21 protein-coding genes are annotated in these 21,909 nt (G+C 34.8%); 4 read left to right on the top strand and 17 right to left on the bottom strand.

The window, feature by feature from the left end; all coding sequences use genetic code 11:
• Positions 1–561 precede the first annotated feature (561 nt).
• The 7 genes from AABL52_RS09695 to AABL52_RS09665 all read right to left on the bottom strand — a co-directional run bounded on the left by AABL52_RS09695 (position 562) and on the right by AABL52_RS09665 (position 6,870).
• Positions 562–1,824, bottom strand: a complete 1,263-nt coding sequence (locus tag AABL52_RS09695) for a dicarboxylate/amino acid:cation symporter (RefSeq protein ID WP_341519258.1) — start codon at positions 1,822–1,824, stop codon at positions 562–564.
• 205 nt (positions 1,825–2,029) lie between these two features.
• On the bottom strand, positions 2,030–3,067 hold the full coding sequence (locus AABL52_RS09690) for an LCP family protein (RefSeq protein WP_087982141.1): 1,038 nt from the start codon (positions 3,065–3,067) through the stop codon (positions 2,030–2,032).
• Positions 3,068–3,084: 17 nt separating this feature from the next.
• Positions 3,085–4,083, bottom strand: coding sequence for an anti-sigma factor (locus AABL52_RS09685; RefSeq protein WP_341519257.1), 999 nt, complete (start codon positions 4,081–4,083; stop codon positions 3,085–3,087).
• A 12-nt stretch (positions 4,084–4,095) separates the two neighbouring features.
• Positions 4,096–4,629: a sigma-70 family RNA polymerase sigma factor gene (locus AABL52_RS09680; RefSeq protein ID WP_341519256.1), complete on the bottom strand. Its 534-nt coding sequence runs from the start codon at positions 4,627–4,629 to the stop codon at positions 4,096–4,098.
• 127 nt (positions 4,630–4,756) lie between these two features.
• On the bottom strand, positions 4,757–5,128 hold the full coding sequence (locus AABL52_RS09675) for a VOC family protein (protein ID WP_341519255.1): 372 nt from the start codon (positions 5,126–5,128) through the stop codon (positions 4,757–4,759).
• A 49-nt stretch (positions 5,129–5,177) separates the two neighbouring features.
• Positions 5,178–5,984, bottom strand: coding sequence for an ABC transporter permease subunit (locus AABL52_RS09670; protein ID WP_341519254.1), 807 nt, complete (start codon positions 5,982–5,984; stop codon positions 5,178–5,180).
• Positions 5,977–6,870: an ABC transporter ATP-binding protein gene (locus tag AABL52_RS09665; protein WP_000626594.1), complete on the bottom strand. Its 894-nt coding sequence runs from the start codon at positions 6,868–6,870 to the stop codon at positions 5,977–5,979. Before AABL52_RS09665 ends, AABL52_RS09670 begins: the two co-directional genes overlap by 8 nt.
• Positions 6,871–7,025: 155 nt before the next feature.
• On the opposite strand from AABL52_RS09665, the gene AABL52_RS09660 reads away from it, so the two are divergent.
• Positions 7,026–7,628 carry a TetR/AcrR family transcriptional regulator gene (locus tag AABL52_RS09660; protein ID WP_341519253.1) on the top strand — a complete coding sequence of 201 codons (603 nt, stop codon included), beginning with the start codon at positions 7,026–7,028 and terminating at the stop codon, positions 7,626–7,628.
• Positions 7,629–7,714: 86 nt separating this feature from the next.
• On the opposite strand, the gene AABL52_RS09655 is transcribed toward AABL52_RS09660, so the two are convergent.
• Positions 7,715–8,665: a helix-turn-helix transcriptional regulator gene (locus AABL52_RS09655; protein ID WP_341519252.1), complete on the bottom strand. Its 951-nt coding sequence runs from the start codon at positions 8,663–8,665 to the stop codon at positions 7,715–7,717.
• Between the two features lie 82 nt (positions 8,666–8,747).
• Between AABL52_RS09655 and AABL52_RS09650 the strand changes: the two genes are divergently transcribed.
• A complete protein-coding gene (locus AABL52_RS09650; protein WP_341519251.1) occupies positions 8,748–9,191 on the top strand; it encodes a VOC family protein in 444 nt (147 codons plus the stop codon).
• 105 nt (positions 9,192–9,296) lie between these two features.
• Here AABL52_RS09650 and AABL52_RS09645 read toward each other — a convergent pair whose 3' ends face one another.
• From AABL52_RS09645 to AABL52_RS09610, 8 genes are all read right to left on the bottom strand, one after another.
• Positions 9,297–10,328 carry an oxidoreductase gene (locus AABL52_RS09645; protein WP_097842931.1) on the bottom strand — a complete coding sequence of 344 codons (1,032 nt, stop codon included), beginning with the start codon at positions 10,326–10,328 and terminating at the stop codon, positions 9,297–9,299.
• A 183-nt stretch (positions 10,329–10,511) separates the two neighbouring features.
• On the bottom strand, positions 10,512–12,935 hold the full coding sequence (parC, locus tag AABL52_RS09640) for a DNA topoisomerase IV subunit A (RefSeq protein ID WP_001147483.1): 2,424 nt from the start codon (positions 12,933–12,935) through the stop codon (positions 10,512–10,514).
• Position 12,936: 1 nt separating this feature from the next.
• Positions 12,937–14,901: a DNA topoisomerase IV subunit B gene (gene parE, locus AABL52_RS09635; RefSeq protein ID WP_001062208.1), complete on the bottom strand. Its 1,965-nt coding sequence runs from the start codon at positions 14,899–14,901 to the stop codon at positions 12,937–12,939.
• A 375-nt stretch (positions 14,902–15,276) separates the two neighbouring features.
• The gene (locus tag AABL52_RS09630; RefSeq protein ID WP_000151390.1) at positions 15,277–15,690 is read right to left on the bottom strand and encodes a CoA-binding protein; all 414 of its coding nucleotides are present in this window, start codon (positions 15,688–15,690) and stop codon (positions 15,277–15,279) included.
• A gap of 79 nt (positions 15,691–15,769) precedes the next feature.
• Positions 15,770–17,011 (bottom strand): S1C family serine protease, encoded by a 1,242-nt coding sequence (locus AABL52_RS09625; RefSeq protein ID WP_000542632.1) that lies wholly within the window; start codon positions 17,009–17,011, stop codon positions 15,770–15,772.
• Positions 17,012–17,213: 202 nt separating this feature from the next.
• Positions 17,214–17,891 carry a response regulator transcription factor gene (locus AABL52_RS09620; protein ID WP_001044677.1) on the bottom strand — a complete coding sequence of 226 codons (678 nt, stop codon included), beginning with the start codon at positions 17,889–17,891 and terminating at the stop codon, positions 17,214–17,216.
• A gap of 18 nt (positions 17,892–17,909) precedes the next feature.
• Positions 17,910–18,362: an anaerobic ribonucleoside-triphosphate reductase activating protein gene (nrdG, locus tag AABL52_RS09615; protein ID WP_000867058.1), complete on the bottom strand. Its 453-nt coding sequence runs from the start codon at positions 18,360–18,362 to the stop codon at positions 17,910–17,912.
• Positions 18,359–20,215, bottom strand: a complete 1,857-nt coding sequence (locus AABL52_RS09610) for an anaerobic ribonucleoside triphosphate reductase (RefSeq protein WP_341519250.1) — start codon at positions 20,213–20,215, stop codon at positions 18,359–18,361. The genes nrdG and AABL52_RS09610 overlap by 4 nt, the downstream gene beginning before the upstream one ends.
• Positions 20,216–20,440: 225 nt before the next feature.
• Between AABL52_RS09610 and plsY the strand changes: the two genes are divergently transcribed.
• Both plsY and AABL52_RS09600 read left to right on the top strand, forming a co-directional pair.
• Positions 20,441–21,037, top strand: a complete 597-nt coding sequence (gene plsY / locus AABL52_RS09605) for a glycerol-3-phosphate 1-O-acyltransferase PlsY (protein WP_000258967.1) — start codon at positions 20,441–20,443, stop codon at positions 21,035–21,037.
• A gap of 108 nt (positions 21,038–21,145) precedes the next feature.
• On the top strand, positions 21,146–21,436 hold the full coding sequence (locus tag AABL52_RS09600) for a HesB/YadR/YfhF family protein (RefSeq protein WP_001054449.1): 291 nt from the start codon (positions 21,146–21,148) through the stop codon (positions 21,434–21,436).
• A gap of 28 nt (positions 21,437–21,464) precedes the next feature.
• On the opposite strand, the gene AABL52_RS09595 is transcribed toward AABL52_RS09600, so the two are convergent.
• Positions 21,465–21,884 carry an acyl-CoA thioesterase gene (locus AABL52_RS09595; RefSeq protein WP_000495809.1) on the bottom strand — a complete coding sequence of 140 codons (420 nt, stop codon included), beginning with the start codon at positions 21,882–21,884 and terminating at the stop codon, positions 21,465–21,467.
• Between the last annotated feature and the right edge of the window lie 25 nt (positions 21,885–21,909).

Genomic DNA, 21,909 nt, shown 5'->3' with positions numbered 1-21,909 from the left:
TCGAAGTATCCATTGTTGGAATTTCTTGGTTTTCTGTTTTATTGAACACTTGTTTCGCTGCTAATTTTTCTTCTGATTTGCTATCTCCGCCAGAGCTAGAATTTGTATTTGTCTTCTTATCTCCGCCTGATGTAGAACATGCTGTTAATGCCATACTCATTGCTAAAACTGGTGCTACAACCGCTGTTAGTTTTTTCATTTTTTTCTTTTTCACTTTCTGTACCCTCCCTAATTCTTAACGCTCTCATTTAAGAATCTTCTGATAATTCTGTTTTTCTTTATATATTTATCAGAAGATTCTTATTAACTATTATTCTACTAATTTTTTGAGTTTTGTAAAGTGTTATTATTGAAAATTTTTTAAAAATTATTTTTTTACAGTAGTATTCATAAAAATTCCATAATCTTTCGAAACACTATATCTCATTGAATTCTATGTATTGATTTAATAGCCTTTATATCTCTCTACTATAAAACACTTGTAAATTATTGTTAATAAATAATGTATATTATAAAAAACCTCTTTTCTACAAAAATAAAAAAGTCAGCAAAGCTGACTTTTTATCCGGCCATTTTCTCTCTTTTCATTTCTTCTACTACTCTCGTATACTTCTCATCATCAAATTCATTTTCACTCTTTGCAACAACTACAGTCGCAATTCTGTTGCCAATTAAATTGACGATAGCACGTACTTCTGACATGAAACGATCTACACCAAGTAATAGTGCTAATCCTTCTAATGAAATAACATTCATTGCAGATAACGTAGATGCTAATACAATAAATCCTCCACCTGTTACTGCTGCAGCTCCTTTAGATGTAACTAACAAAATAGCTATTATAGTTAATTGTTGACCTAGTGAAAGATCGACGTGAAAGACTTGCGCTAAAAATATAGTAGCCATCGATAAATAAATTGCCGTTCCATCTAAATTAAAAGAGTATCCTGTCGGAATGACTAAACCTACTACTTGCTTCGAACATCCGAAGTCTTCCATCTTTGTCATCATTCGCGGCAGTACTGATTCTGATGATGATGTCCCAAGAACAATAAGTAATTCTTCTTTAATATACGCCAAATATTTCCACAAACTAAATTTGTAAAATTTACAAATAAAATTTAAAACAATAAAAACAAATAATGCCATTGTTGCATATACACAAATCATTAATTTACCCAGTGGAATAAGTGTACTTAAACCATATTTACCAATTGTAAACGCCATCCCGCCGAATGCTCCAACCGGTGCTAATTTCATTACAATGGATAAAATGTTAAAAAATACTTTCGATAATCTTTCAAAAAAGTCGATAACAGGTTGTCCATTTTCCCCTAGCATCTTTAACCCTGCACCAAATAAAATTGAGAAGAATAACACTTGTAAAATATCGCCTTTTGCAAATGCTTCAAACATGTTAGACGGCACAATATGTAAAAAGAAATCCATCCACTGCATTTCTTGACCGCTTTGGACATATTGTGAAACATCTCCGCCCTTTAGTTTTGAGGGATCTAATCCATCTCCTGGACGCACAACATTCGCTACGATGATAGCAATAATTAAAGCCGCTGTTGTAACGATTTCAAAATATAATAGTGCCTTCCCACCAACACGACCTACTTTTTTCATACTTCCCATACTTGCAATACCAAGTACAATCGTTAAAAAGATTATCGGTGCAATAACCATTTTAATCATATTGATGAATGTTTCACCAATTGGCTTCATCTCTTGTCCAACACTAGGCCAAATTGCCCCTACTGCAATACCACAAATAATTGCCACAATAACTTGGAATGTTAAATTCTTTACAATTCTCATTTTTAATACTCCCCTGTTTCTTTCATTTCTCCCATACGATTTCAATAATTGCTAATGATGTATTTTATGTAATAGCCCCCCTGCTATTTAACTTAAACCACATCATTATGTTGCACTATTATCCACAATTCCAAAATAGTATATAACATTATAATTTAAATGCCATACTATTAAACATAATAAAAAAGCAGACATTTCGCCTGCTTCAATTCTCCTCAATCTGCTTTTCACTTAATCCTAGATGTGTTCTAAGCGTATTACTCAAACTCTGTAGATCTTTTTTATTAGGATTATAATAATATACACGTTGCCCATTTGGACCATTAGGTAAATATACATCATCACCAGCTAATTGAATCTTTTCAACTGAACCGCTTAATCCGTATTTATAAAAAGATAAAATATCATCCATTACTAAGTTTGTTTTAAAATCACCGTCAACCGCCTCAATCATTTTTTCTAGTTTCGTAATCGATCCTACACTTTTTAATTTACTTAACATCGCCTCAATAACAAGCTGTTGACGCTGTCCTCTCATTGCATCACTATCAATATGACGCGTTCTTGCCAGTGCAAGTGCTTCTTCCCCTGTTAATTTTTGTAGTCCTTTTTTCAAATGGATTGCGTCAGGTTCATCTTTACTATTTTGCTCCGTAAATTCAACTGGGACATCTACTTCAATCCCATCTAATCCATCAACAATTTTAGTAAATGAATTAAAATTAAACTTCACAAAATAATCAACAGGTACTTGTAACAATTTTTCTACCGCTTCCACTGAAGCTTGCGGCCCTCCATCTTTACCATTTTTAACAAAACCACTTCCATATGCATGCGTTATTTTATCTTTTTTCTTTTCAACTGGAACATATGTATATGTATCACGTGGGATACTCGTTAATTTCACTGTCTTATCATCTTTATTAAAAGTAGCTAACAGTAGCGCATCTGTATGAAATGCACCATTATACTCCTTTTGTCGTTCTTGATTTTCATCAATTCCCATAATTAAAAGTGAAACATTATTTGCAATTGGTTTTACGGCGTTCTCACGTAAATGTGATTTTTCACCACGCGCTAAATTCAAACTAGACTTTTGTACGAGATTAGAAGTTTTCATATACACATAAGCACCGTATCCAACTCCGCCAAATAGTAATACTACTAACAAGACACTTATTATCATTGTCTTTTTATATTGTCTTTTATTTTTCTTTTCTCTTGAAGAAGAAGTATTCTCCATATAGTTCCCTCCATTTTCTATTCATCTAATATATTTTTCAATTTTTCATACTTAGCGCTATCCTTTTGAAACACATTCTCTTTCAATCCTTTGTTTATTTGTATCCATTCAGTTGTAATCGAATATTGAATCATACCTTCGTGGAAACTAAGGAACTTTAGCATAATCCCCGTATTTTTCTCTACAACCATTTCAAACTTCCCTCTTAAATCTTCAGATGTACTTACAGGCATTTCTATGTTTATTGTCCCTTCTATTTTGTAGCAATCCAGTCCAAGATACTTCGTTTCTTTATAATTCCAATCTTTATATCGAATTAATAGATCAGCAAATTCTGATTGAATACTATACTTAGCGAATCCTATATATTCATCATCATATCTTTTTTTCTCGCCTGATTTTCTCAATAATCTTTCCGTAGGATTTAATTTTAATAGTTCATAGTTTTTTTCTTTCGGGCTCCATTTTGTCTCTTTATATGTATACTTCTCATCATCAAATTCTTTTTTCTTGCCCTCGTTATATATAATTGTTCGTTTTTTCGCTAGTTTATCTTCTTTCGAAGAGATACCACTTTGTTGCTCCGTATCAATCGCATATTTGTATGTTGTAGCAATTCTTGACGAGCTAGAATATTCCTCAAATTGTCCTGAAATATTTTTAAAATGATCAATAGAATCCAGCATCTTTTCATGAATTTTTTCTTTATCTGGATAATTTACGTTCGTTTTTATTTCTTCTTCATTTTCATAATCAGAAAACGCCTTTTTCTTTACATATTCAAATACTCCACCATTTTGAGCAAGAATTTGATTAGAAAACTCCGACATAGACACAATTGAAAGTGTTAGAACCGCAGCACTTATAGCCATCATATAAACTCTGTAACCTTTCTTTTTGACCGGAAGATTATGTAGTGTACTATTAATCTTTTCATTTAACTCTGGCGGTACTATAACATTCTCTTCTTTTATTCTCTTTTTTAATTTCTCATCAAATAATTTTTCGTTATCCACCCTAGACACCCCCTATTCCATCTTTAATCGTTTTTGCAGTTGTTCCCTCGCACGTGACAATCTCGATTTCACTGTTCCTTTTGGTATTTCTAAAAGCTTGGCAATACTCTCTTGATTCATATCTTCATAATAATAAAGCACCGTAACAGCTCTTAATTCTTCATGTAACGATTGAATCGCATTACACAAATCTATATCTTCATACTGATCACAGGCACTCATATTGTAATCATTCTCTTCTGTCACAACTACCTTTTTATACGCTCTAATAATATTGTTACACTCATTCATTAAAATTCGAATTAACCAAGTTTGAAAAAACTCTTCTTTTTTTAATTTTTTTATATTTTCATAGGCTTTTAAAATTGTTGCCTGTATCGCATCCTCTATATTTGTCTCATCACGTAACATAGCCTTTGCAATGCGATACATCTTCACTTTTTCTGTATGTATAAGCGCCATAAACGCTTCATGATCACCTTTTTTCGCTAAAGAAACATCGGTTTCTTCTTTTGCAATCATTTTATATAAAGGGATTACTTTCACAATTGCTCCTCCTGTTTCATCCTCACTTCAAATTTAACTTTACATGTATTAGACGGATGAGCCTAGAAAAAGGTTCATTTTTTTGAATATTTTCATAAAAAAAGGTAAACATTCTTCATGTTTACCTTTACTCAGATGTAATTCTAAGGAAATATCCATCTGGATCTGTAACTTTAAATCCTCTCATCTCCCACGGATAGGTTTGAATTTCTTCTTGTATTGTGCACCGATTCTCTTTACATCGTTCATATACTTCTTCAATCCGATTGACAACAATAATTAGTTCAAAGCCATTCCCCTTCATTTCTTTTCGATTGTAAAAATAGTGATTTTCATTCAACCTTGCATCACTGACTAGTAATAAAGAAAACTGGTCATGATTAAAACGTGCTGCATGCATACTCCTTTTATACAACTTTAAACCAATTACTTCTTCATAGAACAATAATGACTTCTCAATATCATTTACATATAGCTGCACCCGGAACAAATGATTCATTTGTTTCCTCCTCATCAAAAAAGCCCACTTTCTCAGTGGACTTTCTACTTTACAACGGTAAATCCCTCTTTCTAAACACTACAATTGCTACTATGAAAATACAAAGTGCTCCAGCAGTTAAACCTATACTCACTGGCCATATATTATACGTTCCCTCAGCAATTTCTTTCGGACGAAATAGCGTAAATAATGATATATTTCTCATCCACTCTAGCGTATCACTTAATTTACCTGCCATATCCGTTACGAAAAATAAAATTGTTAAACTTGCTGAGTAGCTAAGTGCCTTTCTTTCGTCATTACATATGCAAGAAAAGAAAAATGAATACGCACTAACGACTAAAAATATGAGCCCTCCAACTACGTTTATCTTCAGGAATAATTCTTTATTTAAGTTATTATCTTGTAGAAACCACTCTGCACCTACTATACCCGCTACATACGTAACAGCTACAATAATCAGTAGTCCCAATATAAGAATAGACGCTTGCGTGATTGCAATTCGCACTCTAGATACAGGTGTTGCTAACAAGTATGCCATCGCTCCTTTATCTACATGACGAGCAATTAAATGCGTTGCAACTGTTACACAAAAAATTGTTAATATGATAATAAACAATAGACTATAATATTCACCAGCTAAAAAATCCATTACGTTTTGAATCGGACTTTCCATTCCAACAATTTTTTTCACACTATCAGGCATAGCACTTATTAATTCATTTAACCCTTTCGCTGATACCATTGAAGGGAAGATCCAAATTAACAACCATAAATATAGAGCTGCACCAGTTGCATAACTCAAAATACTTTTTTGTGCTTCTTTCAAACTAGCTAAAAACAGTTGCTTATTCATGCTTTACCCCTTCTTTCTTATCGTAATAATGCATAAATAAATGTTCTAAATCCATTGCTCTCGTTTGAAGTGCCGTTACATTATAGTTTGAAAGTGTTTGTAAAACCGTTTGATAGTTTCCTTGTACAATAATCGATGCTTCTCTACCTTTCACCGCTTCAAATTGCAAATTACATTGCGTAAGAGATTCAATCTCTTCTTGCGATGATACGGTTACATCTATTACCTGTCGTCTCATACTTTGTAAATCATGAATATTTTCAACCGTTACAAGGCGACCATCTTTAATAATCGCTACTCGATCACACGTACGCTCAATTTCAGTAAAAATATGCGACGACATAAGAATTGTTTTTCCTCTTTGCTTTTCCTCTACTATTAAATCTATAAATACTTGCTGCATAAGTGGATCGAGCCCTGATGTCGGTTCATCTAAAATTAACACTTCTGGATCATGCATAAAAGCTGCAACAATCCCTACTTTTTGCTTCATACCTTTAGACATTTTTCGAATCGGTGTTTTCACATCAAATTGCAGACGTTCTATTAATTCATCTCGTCTTTTCGTATCCTTTAAACCGCGCATTCCTTGCATTAATTTTAAAAACTCTAATCCATTCATTCCTTCAATAAAAGAGATTTCTCCTGGTAGATAGCCAACTTCTCTTTGAATTTTCGCTGCTTCATCCCAGCAATCTAATCCAAAAATTGTCGCTTTACCAGCTGTCGGTTTTATAAATCCCATTAAATTACGAATTGTTGTGGATTTCCCAGCACCATTTGGTCCTAAGTAACCAAATACTTCCCCTTCTTTTACATCAAATGTAATATGAAACAAACCTTTTCCATTTGAAAACTGTTTTGTGACATTTTGAACTGAAATCATAATTCCACCTCATTTTTTGAAATATTTAATATGTGATATTTCAAAATTATTGTACTCCTCATCTTTCATATTCGCAACAACTTTTTGAAATATTTATATGCCCATATTTCAAAATTATTGTTTCCCATTATTTTTTCTTGTATATTATAATTGAGGTGATTGCATTGAACGGCTTTGAAAAAGTGAAAGAAAAGAAAAAACGTGCCATTAAAGAGGCAGCCTTCTTATTATTTTCAGAACGCGGATTTAATGAAGTGAAAATAGAACATATTGCAAAAAAAGCAAACGTTTCTCAAGTTACCATTTATAATCATTTCGGAAGTAAAGATGCGTTATTTCGAGAGCTTATACAAGAATTTATTATATCTGAATTTCAATATTATAAAAATCTTGCAGCGGAAAATTTACCTTTTCATGATATGATGCAAAAAATGATTGTAAGAAAAATGAATACTGGTGGGTTATTTCAGCCAGATATGTTACTACAAATGATGCAAAGGGATGAAGAACTCCGCGAGTTTATTTATAGTTATCAAAACGAAAAAATCCTACCTTGGTATTTAGAAATATTAGAACAAGCACAGCAAAAAAATGAAATTAATCCTCACCTTACTAAAGAAATGATGTTGCTATACATTCAAATGTTCACTAAATTAGGTGATGATTTCGGAGCACAGCTTCTTGAAGGAGATCGCGAAAAACATATACAAGATATCGTTACGATGTTCTTTTATGGACTGTCCGTCCCAGAAAAATAATGTTTCTAAAGAACAAATAACATCACAAAAAGGCCCTTTAGATATTTAAATCTCAAGGGCTTTTTCATGTCAAAAAATGATTAAAACTAACTTTCTCTTAAAGAAGTTAAATGCTGCTTTATAGATAATACCTTATTATAGATTAACTCTTTTAGCATAACAGGCTGAATGGAGATAATTGTTTCACCGAAATTCAGAAAGTAACTTGCAATAAACTCAACTTCTTGCTTGTTAAAATAGCCTGTTATACTATAATTTTCATTTTCTTTTTTTATCTTCATGGAAGGATAATTCTCTTTATCAAAAATGTCTTTTCCTTTTTGATTAACAATGACAATAAAATCAGTTGCATCAGGCTTTCTATGAAAATTAATAAGATAACTTAACAACTCTTCAAGATTTTTTGGATTCGTATTGCTTGTTTCCTCAATAGAAAGAATTTTATCACATCTAATTATTTGAACATGATTTGCCTCAAAGTTAAAGATTTTAGCATACCACTGGCCAAATTTAGATTCGATTCGAATAAATTGGGCGACCAATACTTTCTCCGCATCTTTTTTTAAATATGTTAACTGGTAAACTCGCTCAGCAAAAATCCCCTGTAAAATTTCTTTTAAGTACGGACTAAAATTGCTATGATTTGTTACTTCAAAGGAAAGCGTTCGCTCCATAATCGAAATATTTTTACTCACATTATCCGGTAGTACATGTTTAAATTTATTTTCAAGCGCTATACTTTCTATATTAAATGGTTTCGTCTTGTATCCATTTAGTGTAAGAATCGAAAAATATAACGCATACATTTCATCCACACTAAAATAAATCGGCGATAACACACTATTTGCTATAATTTTGTAACTTCCATTTCTACCTAGTTCAGAATATATCGGTACACCTATTTCTTCCAATGATTGAATATCTCGCAACGCGGTACTTTTAGAAATATCATATCTAACCATTAAATCCCTTAAATTAAAATATCTTTTATTATTTAAGTAAATAAGCATATCATTTATTCGTTCCGTTTTTTTCATATTTCCCTCCCGAAAGGTGTCATGTATTGAAACCTTTTTAGTCTATATTATAATTATTAACTAATAAAGGAGTTAGATATTTATGACATTAGAAATAGCTATTTTTCTTTCAATGAATGGGCATGCAAAGGAGGCAATTAATTTTTATACACGCAATTTAGAAGCTAAGCAGTTAATGATTGTTACGTATGAAGAACTGGCGAAAAGAGATCGTTCTTTTAAAATTACACGTGAAAATAAAGATCATATTGCTCACTCTGTTTTACAGATTGGGAATACAAAGCTAATGATAGCAGAAGATACAATGAATCCTAAGGAACGTTATAACGTTGGAAATAATATGTCTCTTTGCATTCAAAGCGCTAATTTAGAAGAAATACAAAGATTTTATAATAATTTAATTTCCAATAAGAACGTGAAGATACTCTCTCCGCTAGAAAAAAATATATTTAGTGAAGCATATGGGATTATTGAAGATCCTTACGGCATACAAATCCAGCTAATGTATGACAAACGACTAAACTAAATAATTTGCCATATTCACATCTTCCTAATAAAAAAGACACGAAATTCGTGTCTTTTTTATTTTATCCCACTTTAATGGGCAGTAAGACCCCCACTGATTAAAGTTTCACTTTATAGGAATGACTCTACCCGTTTCACTACTTTCAATCGCTAATTGAATAAGCCTAATAACTTCTAAGCCTTCTTGTGCTGTTACAGGTGGTTTTTCACCATTTACAATACTATCTCTTACACCTTTATAATACATGTCATAACAGCCAACTTCTGTCGAAATACACTCTAACTTTTCTTCCGTATGTAAAGTAGCGAAATTCTCTTCAGCGTCTGCTCCATAACCGTTATCGCCTGGCTTCATTCCATTTTTTAATTGCTCTTCCTGTGAATCCATACCGTATTTCACGATAGAACCTTTATCTCCATGCAGTGTGAAGTGTGGGCCTGCTTGCTTTACGTAACTGCTACTATGTAAAGTGACACGTTTCACACCGTAGTGAAGTATAACATGGAAGTAATCATCAATTTCTGCACCTGGTCGTTGTTTGATTACATCTGCACTTATCGCATCTGGTTTCCCAAATAATGATAATGCTTGGTCAATTAAATGCGAGCCTAAATCATATAATATTCCTGATCCTGGTAAGTTCTTTTCTCTCCAGCGATCACGTACATTCGGGCGAAAACGATCGAAATGCGCTTCATATGCGTATAAATTTCCTATTCTATTTTCTTCTAACAATTTCTTTATCGTTAAGAAATCATTATCAAAACGACGATTATGATATACACTTACTACCACATTATGTTGCTCTGCTAACGAAATAAGCTCTTCCCCTTCTTCAATTGAAACAACGAATGGTTTCTCCACAACTACATGCTTACCATGTAAAATTGCTTCTTTTACATATGGAAAATGAGTTGTATTCGGTGAAGTAATGACCACTAAGTCAATATCAGTACGATTTACTAATTCCTCAATTGTGTCAACAACTTCAGCATTTGGTACTGCTTGTTTCACTAGTTCTTCTTTTGAAGATAAAATAGCACGAATATCGTATTCTTCTATCGTTTGTAATAATGGGATGTGAAATGTTGTACTAGAAAACCCAAATCCTACAATCCCTACACCTATTTTTTTCATGTTGCCCCTCCATCTATCCGGCTTCAACTAATAATCAGTGGGGATAAAGAACATTCCCACTGATTAAAGTTTCACTTTATGAGAACGATTTCATTCAGTTATTATAACAAGAATATTATTATTTACATAATAATTTGCCTAGAAAAAAGCATCTTACCATGATTCATAGCAAGATGCTTTTCTTTACTCCGGTCGTTTTTTCGTCCACGTTTCAATAACTTCACCTGTATCATTAACATCTAGTACTAAACTACCGTTACTATACCGGTCTTTATTTCGATACGCTTTCGGATCAATTTCTTCTACAATGTTTTTCTCTGTCTTCATGTAAACTAGTTCATCATCTCGAACAATTTCAATACCGACAATACGATATGGATTACGTTTTAACTCTTTGAAAATAACAAGACCTCGCTTCGCCCTTGTTGATTTCTCAATTTCTGATGCTTTTAGACGTTTTACAGCACCACGCTGCGTTACGAGAATAAGTTGATCTTTTTCACCATTTAACGGTTTACCCGAAGCGACATAATCATCTTCTTTTAAATTAATGGCTTTCACACCAGCAGCCCTTACACCGACTGGACTTACTTCATCTTCATGGAAAATAAGTGCATATGCACCATAGGTTGCAAGAACGATATCACTCGTTCCATCTGTCGCAAATATATCTACTACTTCATCATCTTTTTTCAAGTTTACAGCAACGAACGCCCTTGAATAACGCTGTACTTTATATTGGTTTAATTCTGTTTTCTTAATCATGCCATTCTTTGTTACAAATACGATAAATCGTTTTTCTTCTTCAAAATTCGGTACGACAGTCGCCCAAATAATCATTTCATCCCGCTCAAGCGAAACGAGATTCGCAACGTGTTGACCTAAATCTTTCCAACGAATTTCTGGCATTTCATATACTGGCAGATATATATAGTTTCCTTTATTCGTAAATAAGAGAACTGTCTCTGTGGTATTCGTATCGAATCGCTCCAGTAAGATGTCACCCTCTTTCATACCGAAGTCTTTTCCGTTCGATGCATTATGCGAACGCCAACCTGTTCGTTTCACATATCCTTCTTTCGTTACAGTAACGATGACATCTTCCTGTGGAATCATCACTTCCACATCGATTTTAATTTCTTCAATTTGTTCTTCAATAATAGCACGGCGATCATCGCTATATGTTTTCTTTACTCTCTTCAAATCTGTTTTAATAACTTGAAGAAGTCTTTTTTCACTTTGTAAAATTGCCTGTAATTCTGCAATTTTTGTACTTAATTCATCCGCTTCTTTTTCTAGTGCTGTAATATCTGTATTCGTTAAACGGTATAGTTGCAACGAAACGATTGCTTCTGATTGTGCTTCTGTAAAGCCGAATTTGGCACTTAAGTTATCTTTCGCATTACGCTTATCTTTAGAAGCTCTAATCGTTTCGATTACTTGATCTAAAATTGATAATGCTTTCATTAACCCTTCAACAATATGCTGACGATTTTCTGCTTTTCGTAATTCATATTGAGAACGCTTTGTTACAACTTCTTTTTGGTGTCCAATATATGCATCCAAAATCTTAGGTAATGTCATAAGTGTCGGACGACGATTATTTATCGCTACCATATTAAAGTTATATGGAATTTGTAAATCTGTATTCTTATATAAATAATTTAAAATACCTTCAGCATTTACTTCCTTTTTTAACTCTACGACAATACGAAGACCAGTACGATCTGTCTCATCACGTACTTCAGCAATTCCATCTAGCTTTTTATCTAGACGTAATTCATCCATTTTTTTAACAAGGTTCGCTTTATTTACTTCATACGGAATTTCTGTAATAACGATTTGTTGCTTACCACCGCGGATTGTTTCAACTTCCGCTTTTCCGCGAATAATAATTTTACCTTTTCCTGTTTCATACGCTTTTTTGATACCATCAATCCCTTGAATAATACCACCTGTCGGGAAATCTGGTCCTTTCATAACTGTTAATAAATCATCAACAGTACTATTCGGCTTATCAATACGCATCATCGTCGCATCAATTACTTCCCCAAGGTGATGCGGAGGAATTTCTGTTGCATAACCAGCTGAAATTCCTGTAGATCCGTTCACTAATAAGTTCGGGAACATCGCTGGAAGCACAACAGGTTCTTCACTCGTATCATCAAAGTTTGACACAAATTCTACTGTTTCTTTATCAAGATCACGTAATAACTCAGATGCAATTGGTGATAAGCGGGCTTCCGTATAACGCATTGCCGCTGCTGGATCGCCATCAACACTACCATTATTACCATGCATTTCAACTAAAACATTACGTACTTTCCAAGTTTGACTTAAACGTACCATCGCCTCATATACAGAAGAATCACCATGTGGATGGTAGTTACCAATAACGTTACCGACTGTTTTAGCTGATTTACGAAACGCTTTATCATGTACGTTTCCTTCTACATACATAGAATATAAAATACGTCTCTGTACAGGTTTTAAACCGTCACGCGCATCTGGAAGCGCGCGATCTTGAATAATATATTTACTATAACGTGCAAAGCGGTCACCTAACACGTCTTCAAGCGGGAGGTCATGAAACTTCTCTGCCTGCATGTTATTCCACCTCCGTCTCCATAATCATTTCATTTTCTAAAATATTTCCTTCTTCTTGCATACCAAATTGTACATTTCGTTCGATCCATTTACGGCGAGGTTCTACTTTATCACCCATCAATGTCGTAACTCGGCGCTCCGCTCTTGATGCATCGTCAATTTTCACACGAATCAACGTACGCGTTTCAGGATTCATAGTTGTCTCCCATAATTGATCAGCATTCATTTCGCCAAGTCCTTTATAGCGCTGCAACATATAGCCTTTACCGACCTTTTTTGTTACACCATCTAATTCTTCATCAGACCATGCATACTCAATCACTTCACTCTTACCTTTTCCTTTACTTACTTTGTATAAAGGAGGAAGTGCAATAAATACTTTGCCAGCTTCGATAAGTGGTTTCATATATCTGTAGAAGAACGTTAGTAACAATACTTGAATGTGCGCACCATCTGTATCGGCATCGGTCATAATTACAACTTTATCGTAGTTAATATCTTCAACAGCGAATTCATTCCCTACACCACCGCCAATAGCGTAAATGATTGTATTAATCTCTTCATTTTTAAAGATATCCGCAAGTTTTGCTTTTTCTGTATTGATTACTTTACCACGTAACGGTAATACCGCTTGGAAACGTCGGTCTCGACCTTGTTTCGCGGAACCACCGGCAGAGTCACCCTCCACTAGGTACAGTTCATTTTTCTGTGGGTTACGTGATTGTGCAGGTGTTAACTTACCACTTAATGTACCTTCTGATTTCTTTTTCTTTTTACCAGTACGTGCTTCTTCTCTCGCTTTGCGAGCAGCCTCACGTGCTTGCGCTGCTTTAACTGCCTTTCTCACAAGAAGTGTAGCAACATCCGGGTTTTCTTCTAAAAAGTAAGCTAAATGCTCTGATACAATGGCATCAATTGAAGAACGAGCTTCACTTGTACCTAGTTTTCCCTTCGTTTGTCCTTCAAACTGAAGTACTTCTTCTGGTACACGTACAGAAACGATAGCCGCTACACCTTCACGAATATCTGTACCTTCTAAGTTTTTATCTTTTTCTTTTAATAGTGAAACTTTACGAGCATACTCATTGAACACACGAGTCATTGCTGTCTTAAATCCAGCTTCGTGTGTTCCACCATCTTTTGTACGTACATTATTTACAAACGAAAGAATATTCTCTGAGTAGCCATCGTTAAATTGAAATGCTAGCTCTGCCTCAATTCCATTTTGTTCACCAGTAAAATATACTACCGGATGGATTGAATCTTTTTCTTCGTTTAAGTATGAAACGAAAGCTTCGATTCCTGTTTCATAATGAAAGACATCTTCTAAATCATTTCGCTCATCTTTTATTGAGATTTTCATTCCTTTTAATAGGAATGCAGATTCACGTAATCTTTCACATAATGTTTCGTAATTGTAATTTGTTGTGCTGAAAATCGTCGTATCTGGTTTGAAATGCATTGTCGTACCAGATTCTTTCGTCTTTCCGATTTTCTCAAGCGTCGTTACAGGAACACCGCCATTTTCAAAGCGTTGTTCATAAATATTCCCGTCACGCTTAATCGTTACGACTAACCATTCAGATAAGGCGTTTACTACTGATGCCCCAACACCGTGTAAACCACCACTCGTTTTGTAACCACCTTGACCAAACTTACCACCAGCATGAAGTACAGTTAAAATAACTTCAGGTGTAGGTTTCCCAAGTTTATGCATTCCCGTAGGCATTCCTCGCCCTTTATCTATAACGCTAATACTATTATCTTTATGTATTACGACAGAAATTTCGTCGCCAAATCCCGCTAACGCTTCGTCAACGGAGTTATCTACTATTTCATATACTAAATGATGCAATCCACGGCTATCCGTACTCCCGATATACATACCCGGGCGTTTTCGAACGGCTTCAAGTCCTTCTAGCACTTGAATTGCATCTTCATTATATTGGAACTGATGCTTCGCCAAACTCCTTGCCCCTTTCCTAATCAAATAAGAACATATGTTTCTACTATAGAATAACGCCTCGACTATAGTTTTGGCAAGTTATCTTATCTCTTTTATATACCATTTTCAATAGAAAAATCCTTGTTTTTTTCACAAGGATTCCTCTAGGCTACTATTTCAGAAAAATAATCGTTTGTCAACGAGAAATGGATATGTATGCCAAGATTACACATTCCAAACCTTTATCATGATCCAAATGATCAATATCCAAAATGGGATAACGAGTAATAATCCCCAAAAACAGCCTTTAAAAAATCTCATGATGAACACCTCGTTCATCGGCCCTACTTGCCTATAATGAGGGCTGAATCAATCTTTCTACCTTTAAAATCTATACTATTTTGTCATCGCATGTTCTACTTTAATACAACGATCCATTATTACAGTATAGTCTTTTTCTTTTAACAGTTTATATGTATCTTCATCTTGTACTCCTAATTGTGCCCAAAAAACGTCTGCATCAATCTCTACAAACTCTTTCGCAACATCCATTAAAAATTCTGAACGGCGGAATACATTTACAATGTCAACATGTTCCTTAATATCCTTTAGTGAAGAAACTGCTTTTTCTCCAAGCACCTCATCTACTGTTGGGTTCACTGGAATAATGCGATACCCAGCATCTTGCATTGCTTTTGAAACCATATACGATGTACGTTCTGGCTTATCCGATAATCCAACAACTGCAATCGTTTTGCTTTTCTTTAATACTTCACCAATTTCCGTACGAGTTGGGTTTTCAATTGTCATAATTTATCCCTCCTATTCCTTTAGTATAGCCGATAAAGAAAGTCTCTTTCAATACGAAAGAGACTTTCTTTTATTTCAATTATTGATTCTTTGTAGCTGAATTATCTGCTAAAGTAGCTGTTTTCGTCATTTTTTGACCATTACGATAGAATGTAACTTCTACTTTTTCGCCTACTTTTTTCTTTTCATATAAATATTTACGGAATTGAAGTGAATTTTCTACTTTTTGATCATCCAATGCTACTACAATATCATATTGCTCTAAACCAGCTTTTTCTGCAGGTGATATTGGGTAAATTTTACCTAACACAACGCCGTTTGTTACTTCTTTTGGTACTTTCAATTGATTTACGGCATAAGCTTGCACATCTTCTAATGAAACGACACCTACTCCAAGAGCTGGACGTTTCACTACTCCGTCTTTTTCAAGTGATTCAATAACTGGTTTTGCGATATTAATTGGAATAGCAAATCCAATCCCTTCAACTTCTTGTTGTGCAATTTTACTTGAATTAATCCCAATTATTTCACCGTTTTGGTTAAATAACGCACCACCACTATTACCTGGGTTAATCGCTGCATCTGTTTGAATAACTTGAGCATTCCAATCCGCACGTTTATCGCCATCAATATCTACTGGAATTTCACGTTCTTTACTACTAATAATACCTTCCGTTACACTTCCATCAAACCCTAGTGGATTACCGATTGCAATTGCTTTTTCACCAGCACGGATTTTACTTGAGTCACCTAAAGTGGCAACTTTATTTACATTAGACCCGTCAATTTCAACAACAGCTAAATCTAACCAAGGATCTTTCCCTACTAGTTTTGCATCTACCTGTTTACCATCACTTAGTTTTACAGCAAGTTTATTCGCTCCATCTACTACGTGGTTGTTTGTTACAATATATGCTTTATTTCCTGCTTTTTTATAAATAACACCTGATCCTGAACCAGCTTGTTGTTCTTGGCCTGTTGGTTGCATTGCAAATGGATCAATGCTTTGTTGCATATTAATAACACCTACAACAACATCTTTCGCGCCTTCAATCATACCAGGTAAATCAGTTTCATTTTTAGCTTTATTGACAACAGGAACTACAGTACCTTCAACTTTTGAATCCGAACTGAATGATGATACAGCCGCTCCATTATTTTGAGCCCATGGCATATATGGTGCCGCAAAACTAATTGTGACAGCTCCAACTACCGCTCCGACTAAACCTGTGAAAAAATAACCTTTTTTACCGCCTGATTTTCTCACTTCTCTCGTTTCACTATGCTCTTCATTTAAATTCGGTCCGTCGTAATATCCCATGTTTTATTTCCCCTCTCTGGTGAATTCGTATTTTCAGTATAGTCACAGTTTGTGTCCTTCTTGTGAACTCATCGTGAAATCCAATTAAAAAAATACTCTTATCTATCATTGTAGACAAGAAAAGTATTTTTTGTACATTCTACCTGCCAAAGAGGATATAAAATCGACATTTCCCTAGGCTAAAGTACACAATCCATTACAATTATTCTTCAAACTTATAACCAACTCGAATAACAGTACCGATATGCTTCGCTTTTTCTCCTAGCTTATTTCGTAGTTTTTTAATATGAGTATCCACCGTTCGGTCATCACCGTAATAATCATATCCCCATAACTGATCTAATAAATGTTGACGTGACAACACAATTCCTTTGTTCTCCATTAAATAAACAAGAAGTTCAAATTCCTTATGTGTCAATATAATTTCTTCTCCATTTACTAACACCGTTCTAGATAAACGATTTACTTCTATTCCAGCTAAGGACATAGCATTTTCTTCCGCTACTCCTACCACGCCATCCGCACGTTTCAATAACGTCTTCGCTCGAGCTACTAACACTTTCGGGCTGAAAGGTTTCGTTACATACTCATCTGCACCTAATTCGAACCCTAGTAATGTATCATCCTCATCTGAACGTGCTGTTAACATAATAATTGGTACTGCTGATTCTTTTCTAATTCGTCTACAAACAGACCATCCATCTATTTCTGGTAACATAATATCTAACATAATTAAATCAATTTCATGCTCTGCAAATAATTCTAACGCTATTTTTCCGTCTTCTGCTTCGATTACTTCAAAGCCTTCATTACGAAAATAATCACTAACGATTTCACGTAGTCTTCTTTCATCTTCAACAAGTAATACTGTTTTATTCATATCATCTATCCCGCCTTTTTACTCTTTCAATCGAATAATACGTTGATTGGAGCTTCCGCGAAATGGAAGTGTTAAATCTTTTTTCTCGATTTCAAATCTTCCATCGACTAAAACATCCCCATACTGTAACAACTCTATCATATCATTATTTTGAGAACTCTGTATCTCTTCTAACGTATAACCTGTATACATCCATAGATTTTTTTTCAAGTCTTTCACAGATTTTGCTACTTTTTTCACTTCAGCAGCTTGAAAAAATGGATCACCACCTGAAAATGTTACATCAGTTAATGGATTACTTGCAATCTCTTTCACAATGTCTTCTACTGTCATTTCAGTTCCATTGCAAATATTCCACGATTTCGGATTATGGCAACCGAAACAACGATGCGGACAGCCCGCAAAAAACACGACTGTCCGCAATCCTTCCCCATCTACTACACTATCATGAATGATGTTCATCACTTTCATTTATGCTTCACCCGGTCCATCTCTTCACTACGTTTTGCACTATTCCACTTCGACATATCTCCTACAAGATAACCTGTTATACGGCGAATTCTTTCTATATTAGCCTCGTCTTCATTTCCGCAACTTGGGCATTCATTACCAATAACTCCGTGATAACTACAGCACTTGCAACGGTCAACTGGATGATTAATTGAACCGTATCCAACGCCATGATCTGCCATCGCTCGTACAATTTGTTTTAATGCCTGCTTGTTATGCATAGCTGCTCCGTCTAGTTCAATATACGTAATATGCCCCCCGTTACATAGGGCATGGAAAGGTCCTTCTAAACGAATTTTATTTATCGCTTGAATGTTATAGTAAACTGGGATATGGAATGAATTCGTATAATAATTATGGTTCGTTATACCGCTAATCACACCAAATTCTTCTCTATCTTTTTTCACAAACTTCCCTGATAATCCTTCCGCAGGAGTTGCAATTACTGAGAAATTCAGTTCGTGTTCTTCCGTCGCTTTATCCATTCTATCTCTCATAAAGGAAATGATTTCATACCCGAGTTTCCATGACTCTTCATCTTCTCCATGATGCTTTCCTGTTAAAGCTACTAAACACTCCGCAAGACCGATAAAACCAAGACTTAACGTCCCTTGCTTTAAAATGGATGCTACAGAATCTTCAGGATGTAACTTTTCTCCACCGCGCCATACACCTTGCGAATATAAAAATCGGAAATCTCTTGCTCGCTTCGTACATTGATACTCAAATCTCTCTAATAATTGCTGAATTCCTAAATCTAAGTAATAATTTAACGCTTCAAAAAATGCTTCTTTTGAACCACTAATTAGCGCTAATTTCACTAAGTTGATAGACGTAAATGATAAATTACCTCTTCCAATCGCAGTTTCTTCTCCATGTATGTTAGACATAACACGGGTACGACATCCCATGTAACATACTTCACTTTCCGGTCTTCCGTCATAATGTACTGCATTAAACGACGCATCTAAAAATGAAAAGTTAGGAAATAATCGTTCAGCCGTTGTCTCTAACGCTAATTCAAATAAATCATAGTTCGGATCACATTCTTCAAAGTTCACACCTTTTTTCATTTTAAAAATTTGAATAGGAAAAATTGGTGTTTCTCCTTTACCAAGACCAGCTTGGGTCGCTTTTAAAAGCTGTCTAACTAATAACCGTCCCTCTTTTGATGTGTCTGTTCCATAATTAATAGAAATAAACGGTACTTGTCCCCCGCCCCTACTATGCATACTATTGGAATTATGAACGAAAGCTTCACACGCCTGATACGTATCATTTTCTGTTTCTTTCCATGCAAATTCATCTATTTGTTCTTTCGTAAGCGGATATGACTGTAATCGCTCCTTATGTCTCGCTACTGTTTTTCTCACATATGGAGCTAAATCAATATCAAAGAGTGCAAATGATTGACCACCGTGCTGCATATTTTGATTCGCCTGAAAAATAATAGACGAAAGAGCCAATGCACTTTTAATATCCTGCGGTTGTCTCATATGCCCATGTCCGGTATGAAAACCGTTCGCAAGCATTTGCGCTAACGGAATTTGCGAACAAGTCGTCGTTCCTGTCGCATAAAAATCTAAGTCATGTGGATATAATATATTTTGATTTATTGCTTTTTTCACTTGATCTGACAATAAATTTTCAACTGCATAATATTTCGCACTCTCTGATGCGAACGTTCCCATTACTCCCATCGGAGAGCGGCCATCTACATTTGCATTTTCTTGCATTAAATCTTGCTCACTACCGTGGACAATCGTCTCAAACACTTTCATTAATTCTTCTCCACGTACATTTCGTTGTAACATTTATAACCCTCCACCAATATGTTGTTGTCTTTTAATTAAAATGTTACTACATATAGTCTTAGTGTTTCTGTGAGAAATGTAACATTCCTGTGAAATTTTTTTCACGAAATAATGAATTTTTCATTTACAAAAAAGAAATGTGCTCTTTACAAATGTATGGTACAATATACGGGAAAAACTCTTTTTACCCTTTATCAACACATTTGAATAAAGGAGACTGAACTTATGGTTACTACATATCTTTTATTTATCGTTGCCTACTTACTTGGCTCGATTCCATTCGCACTAGTAGTTGGAAAAATCGGCTACGGAATCGATATTCGTGAGCACGGAAGCGGTAATCTAGGCGGAACAAATACATTCCGCACACTAGGGAAAAAAGCAGGTTTTATCGTTACAATTGCTGACATTTTAAAAGGTACATTAGCAACAAGTCTACCGATTATTTTCGGATTAGATGTACACCCACTATGGTTCGGATTAGCAGCTGTTCTTGGACATGTATATCCGATCTTCGCAAAATTCCGTGGTGGTAAAGCTGTTGCAACTTCTGCTGGCGTGCTATTATGCTACTCACCAGTTGTTTTTGCAATATTAGCTGTTGTCTTTTTCAGCCTTTTATTTACAACAAGATACGTATCACTTTCTTCTATGGTAACAGCCGTCGTTGCTGTTATTGCATCCATTGTTAGCGGGGATAAAATCTTCATTATTGCGATGTGTTTATTAGCAGGTATGGTTATTTATAAACACCGTGCAAATATCGGACGAATTATAAATAAAACTGAACCGAAAGCAAACTTTTCAAAAAAGCAAAAATAAGATCGTAACCCACATAACGCAAAAAGAAAACGTGAAGCATATTAATAGCGTCTTTTTGCGTTATTTTTTATACTAAAGAAAAAGCAACATAATTTGGAGGAACTATACATGAATCTTTCCGTAACAAAAGAAGCAGCACAATGGTATAAAAATGAATTAAACTTACAATCGGGTGAAACACTACGCCTATTCGTACAATACGGCGGTTGCAGTACTGTGCAAAAAGGACTTTCTTTAGGTATTCGTAAAGATGACCCTGCACATCCTGCTGTTCAAACTCAAGAAGAAGGTATTAACTTCTTTATTGAAGGCGATGATGAGTGGTTCTTCGATGGACATAATTTATCTGTTACATTTAACGACGGTGATGATTTCCCGCAATTTAATTATGAAAAATAAAAAAAGCGTGGCTTCTGCCACACTTTTTTTATTTTTTCTTAATTTCCTCATATTTCGCATACCACTCAGGATATAACTTTTTAAATGATACGGGCCTGAACCCTTCTTTTTTCGCACAAATATTCGTCGTAGTTGCAGTAATACAAAGATCTCCGTCACCGTTATATATTTCATAACCATATACAACACGAAGCGGGCTCACAGTGTCCACCCACGTTTTCACAATTGCTTTTTCACCGTAACGCATCGCTTTACGATATGAAATTTGTAAGTCTAACACAGGAGAAATAATTCCCTCTTTCTCCATTTCAACATATGAAAATCCTAAATCTTGTATAAGTTTCGTGCGACCTAGTTCCAGCCACACCAAATAGTTTGAATGGTAAACAACACCCATTTGATCTGTTTCCGCATAACGGATTTCAACTTCATGTTCTGCTACAAACATATGTATTCGCCGTTGCCATAAACTT

The sequence above is a fragment of the Bacillus paramobilis genome (assembly GCF_038096195.1).
Classification (GTDB): Bacteria; Bacillota; Bacilli; order Bacillales; family Bacillaceae_G; genus Bacillus_A; species Bacillus_A mobilis.
This window is presented reverse-complemented; position numbering and strand designations above follow the sequence as displayed.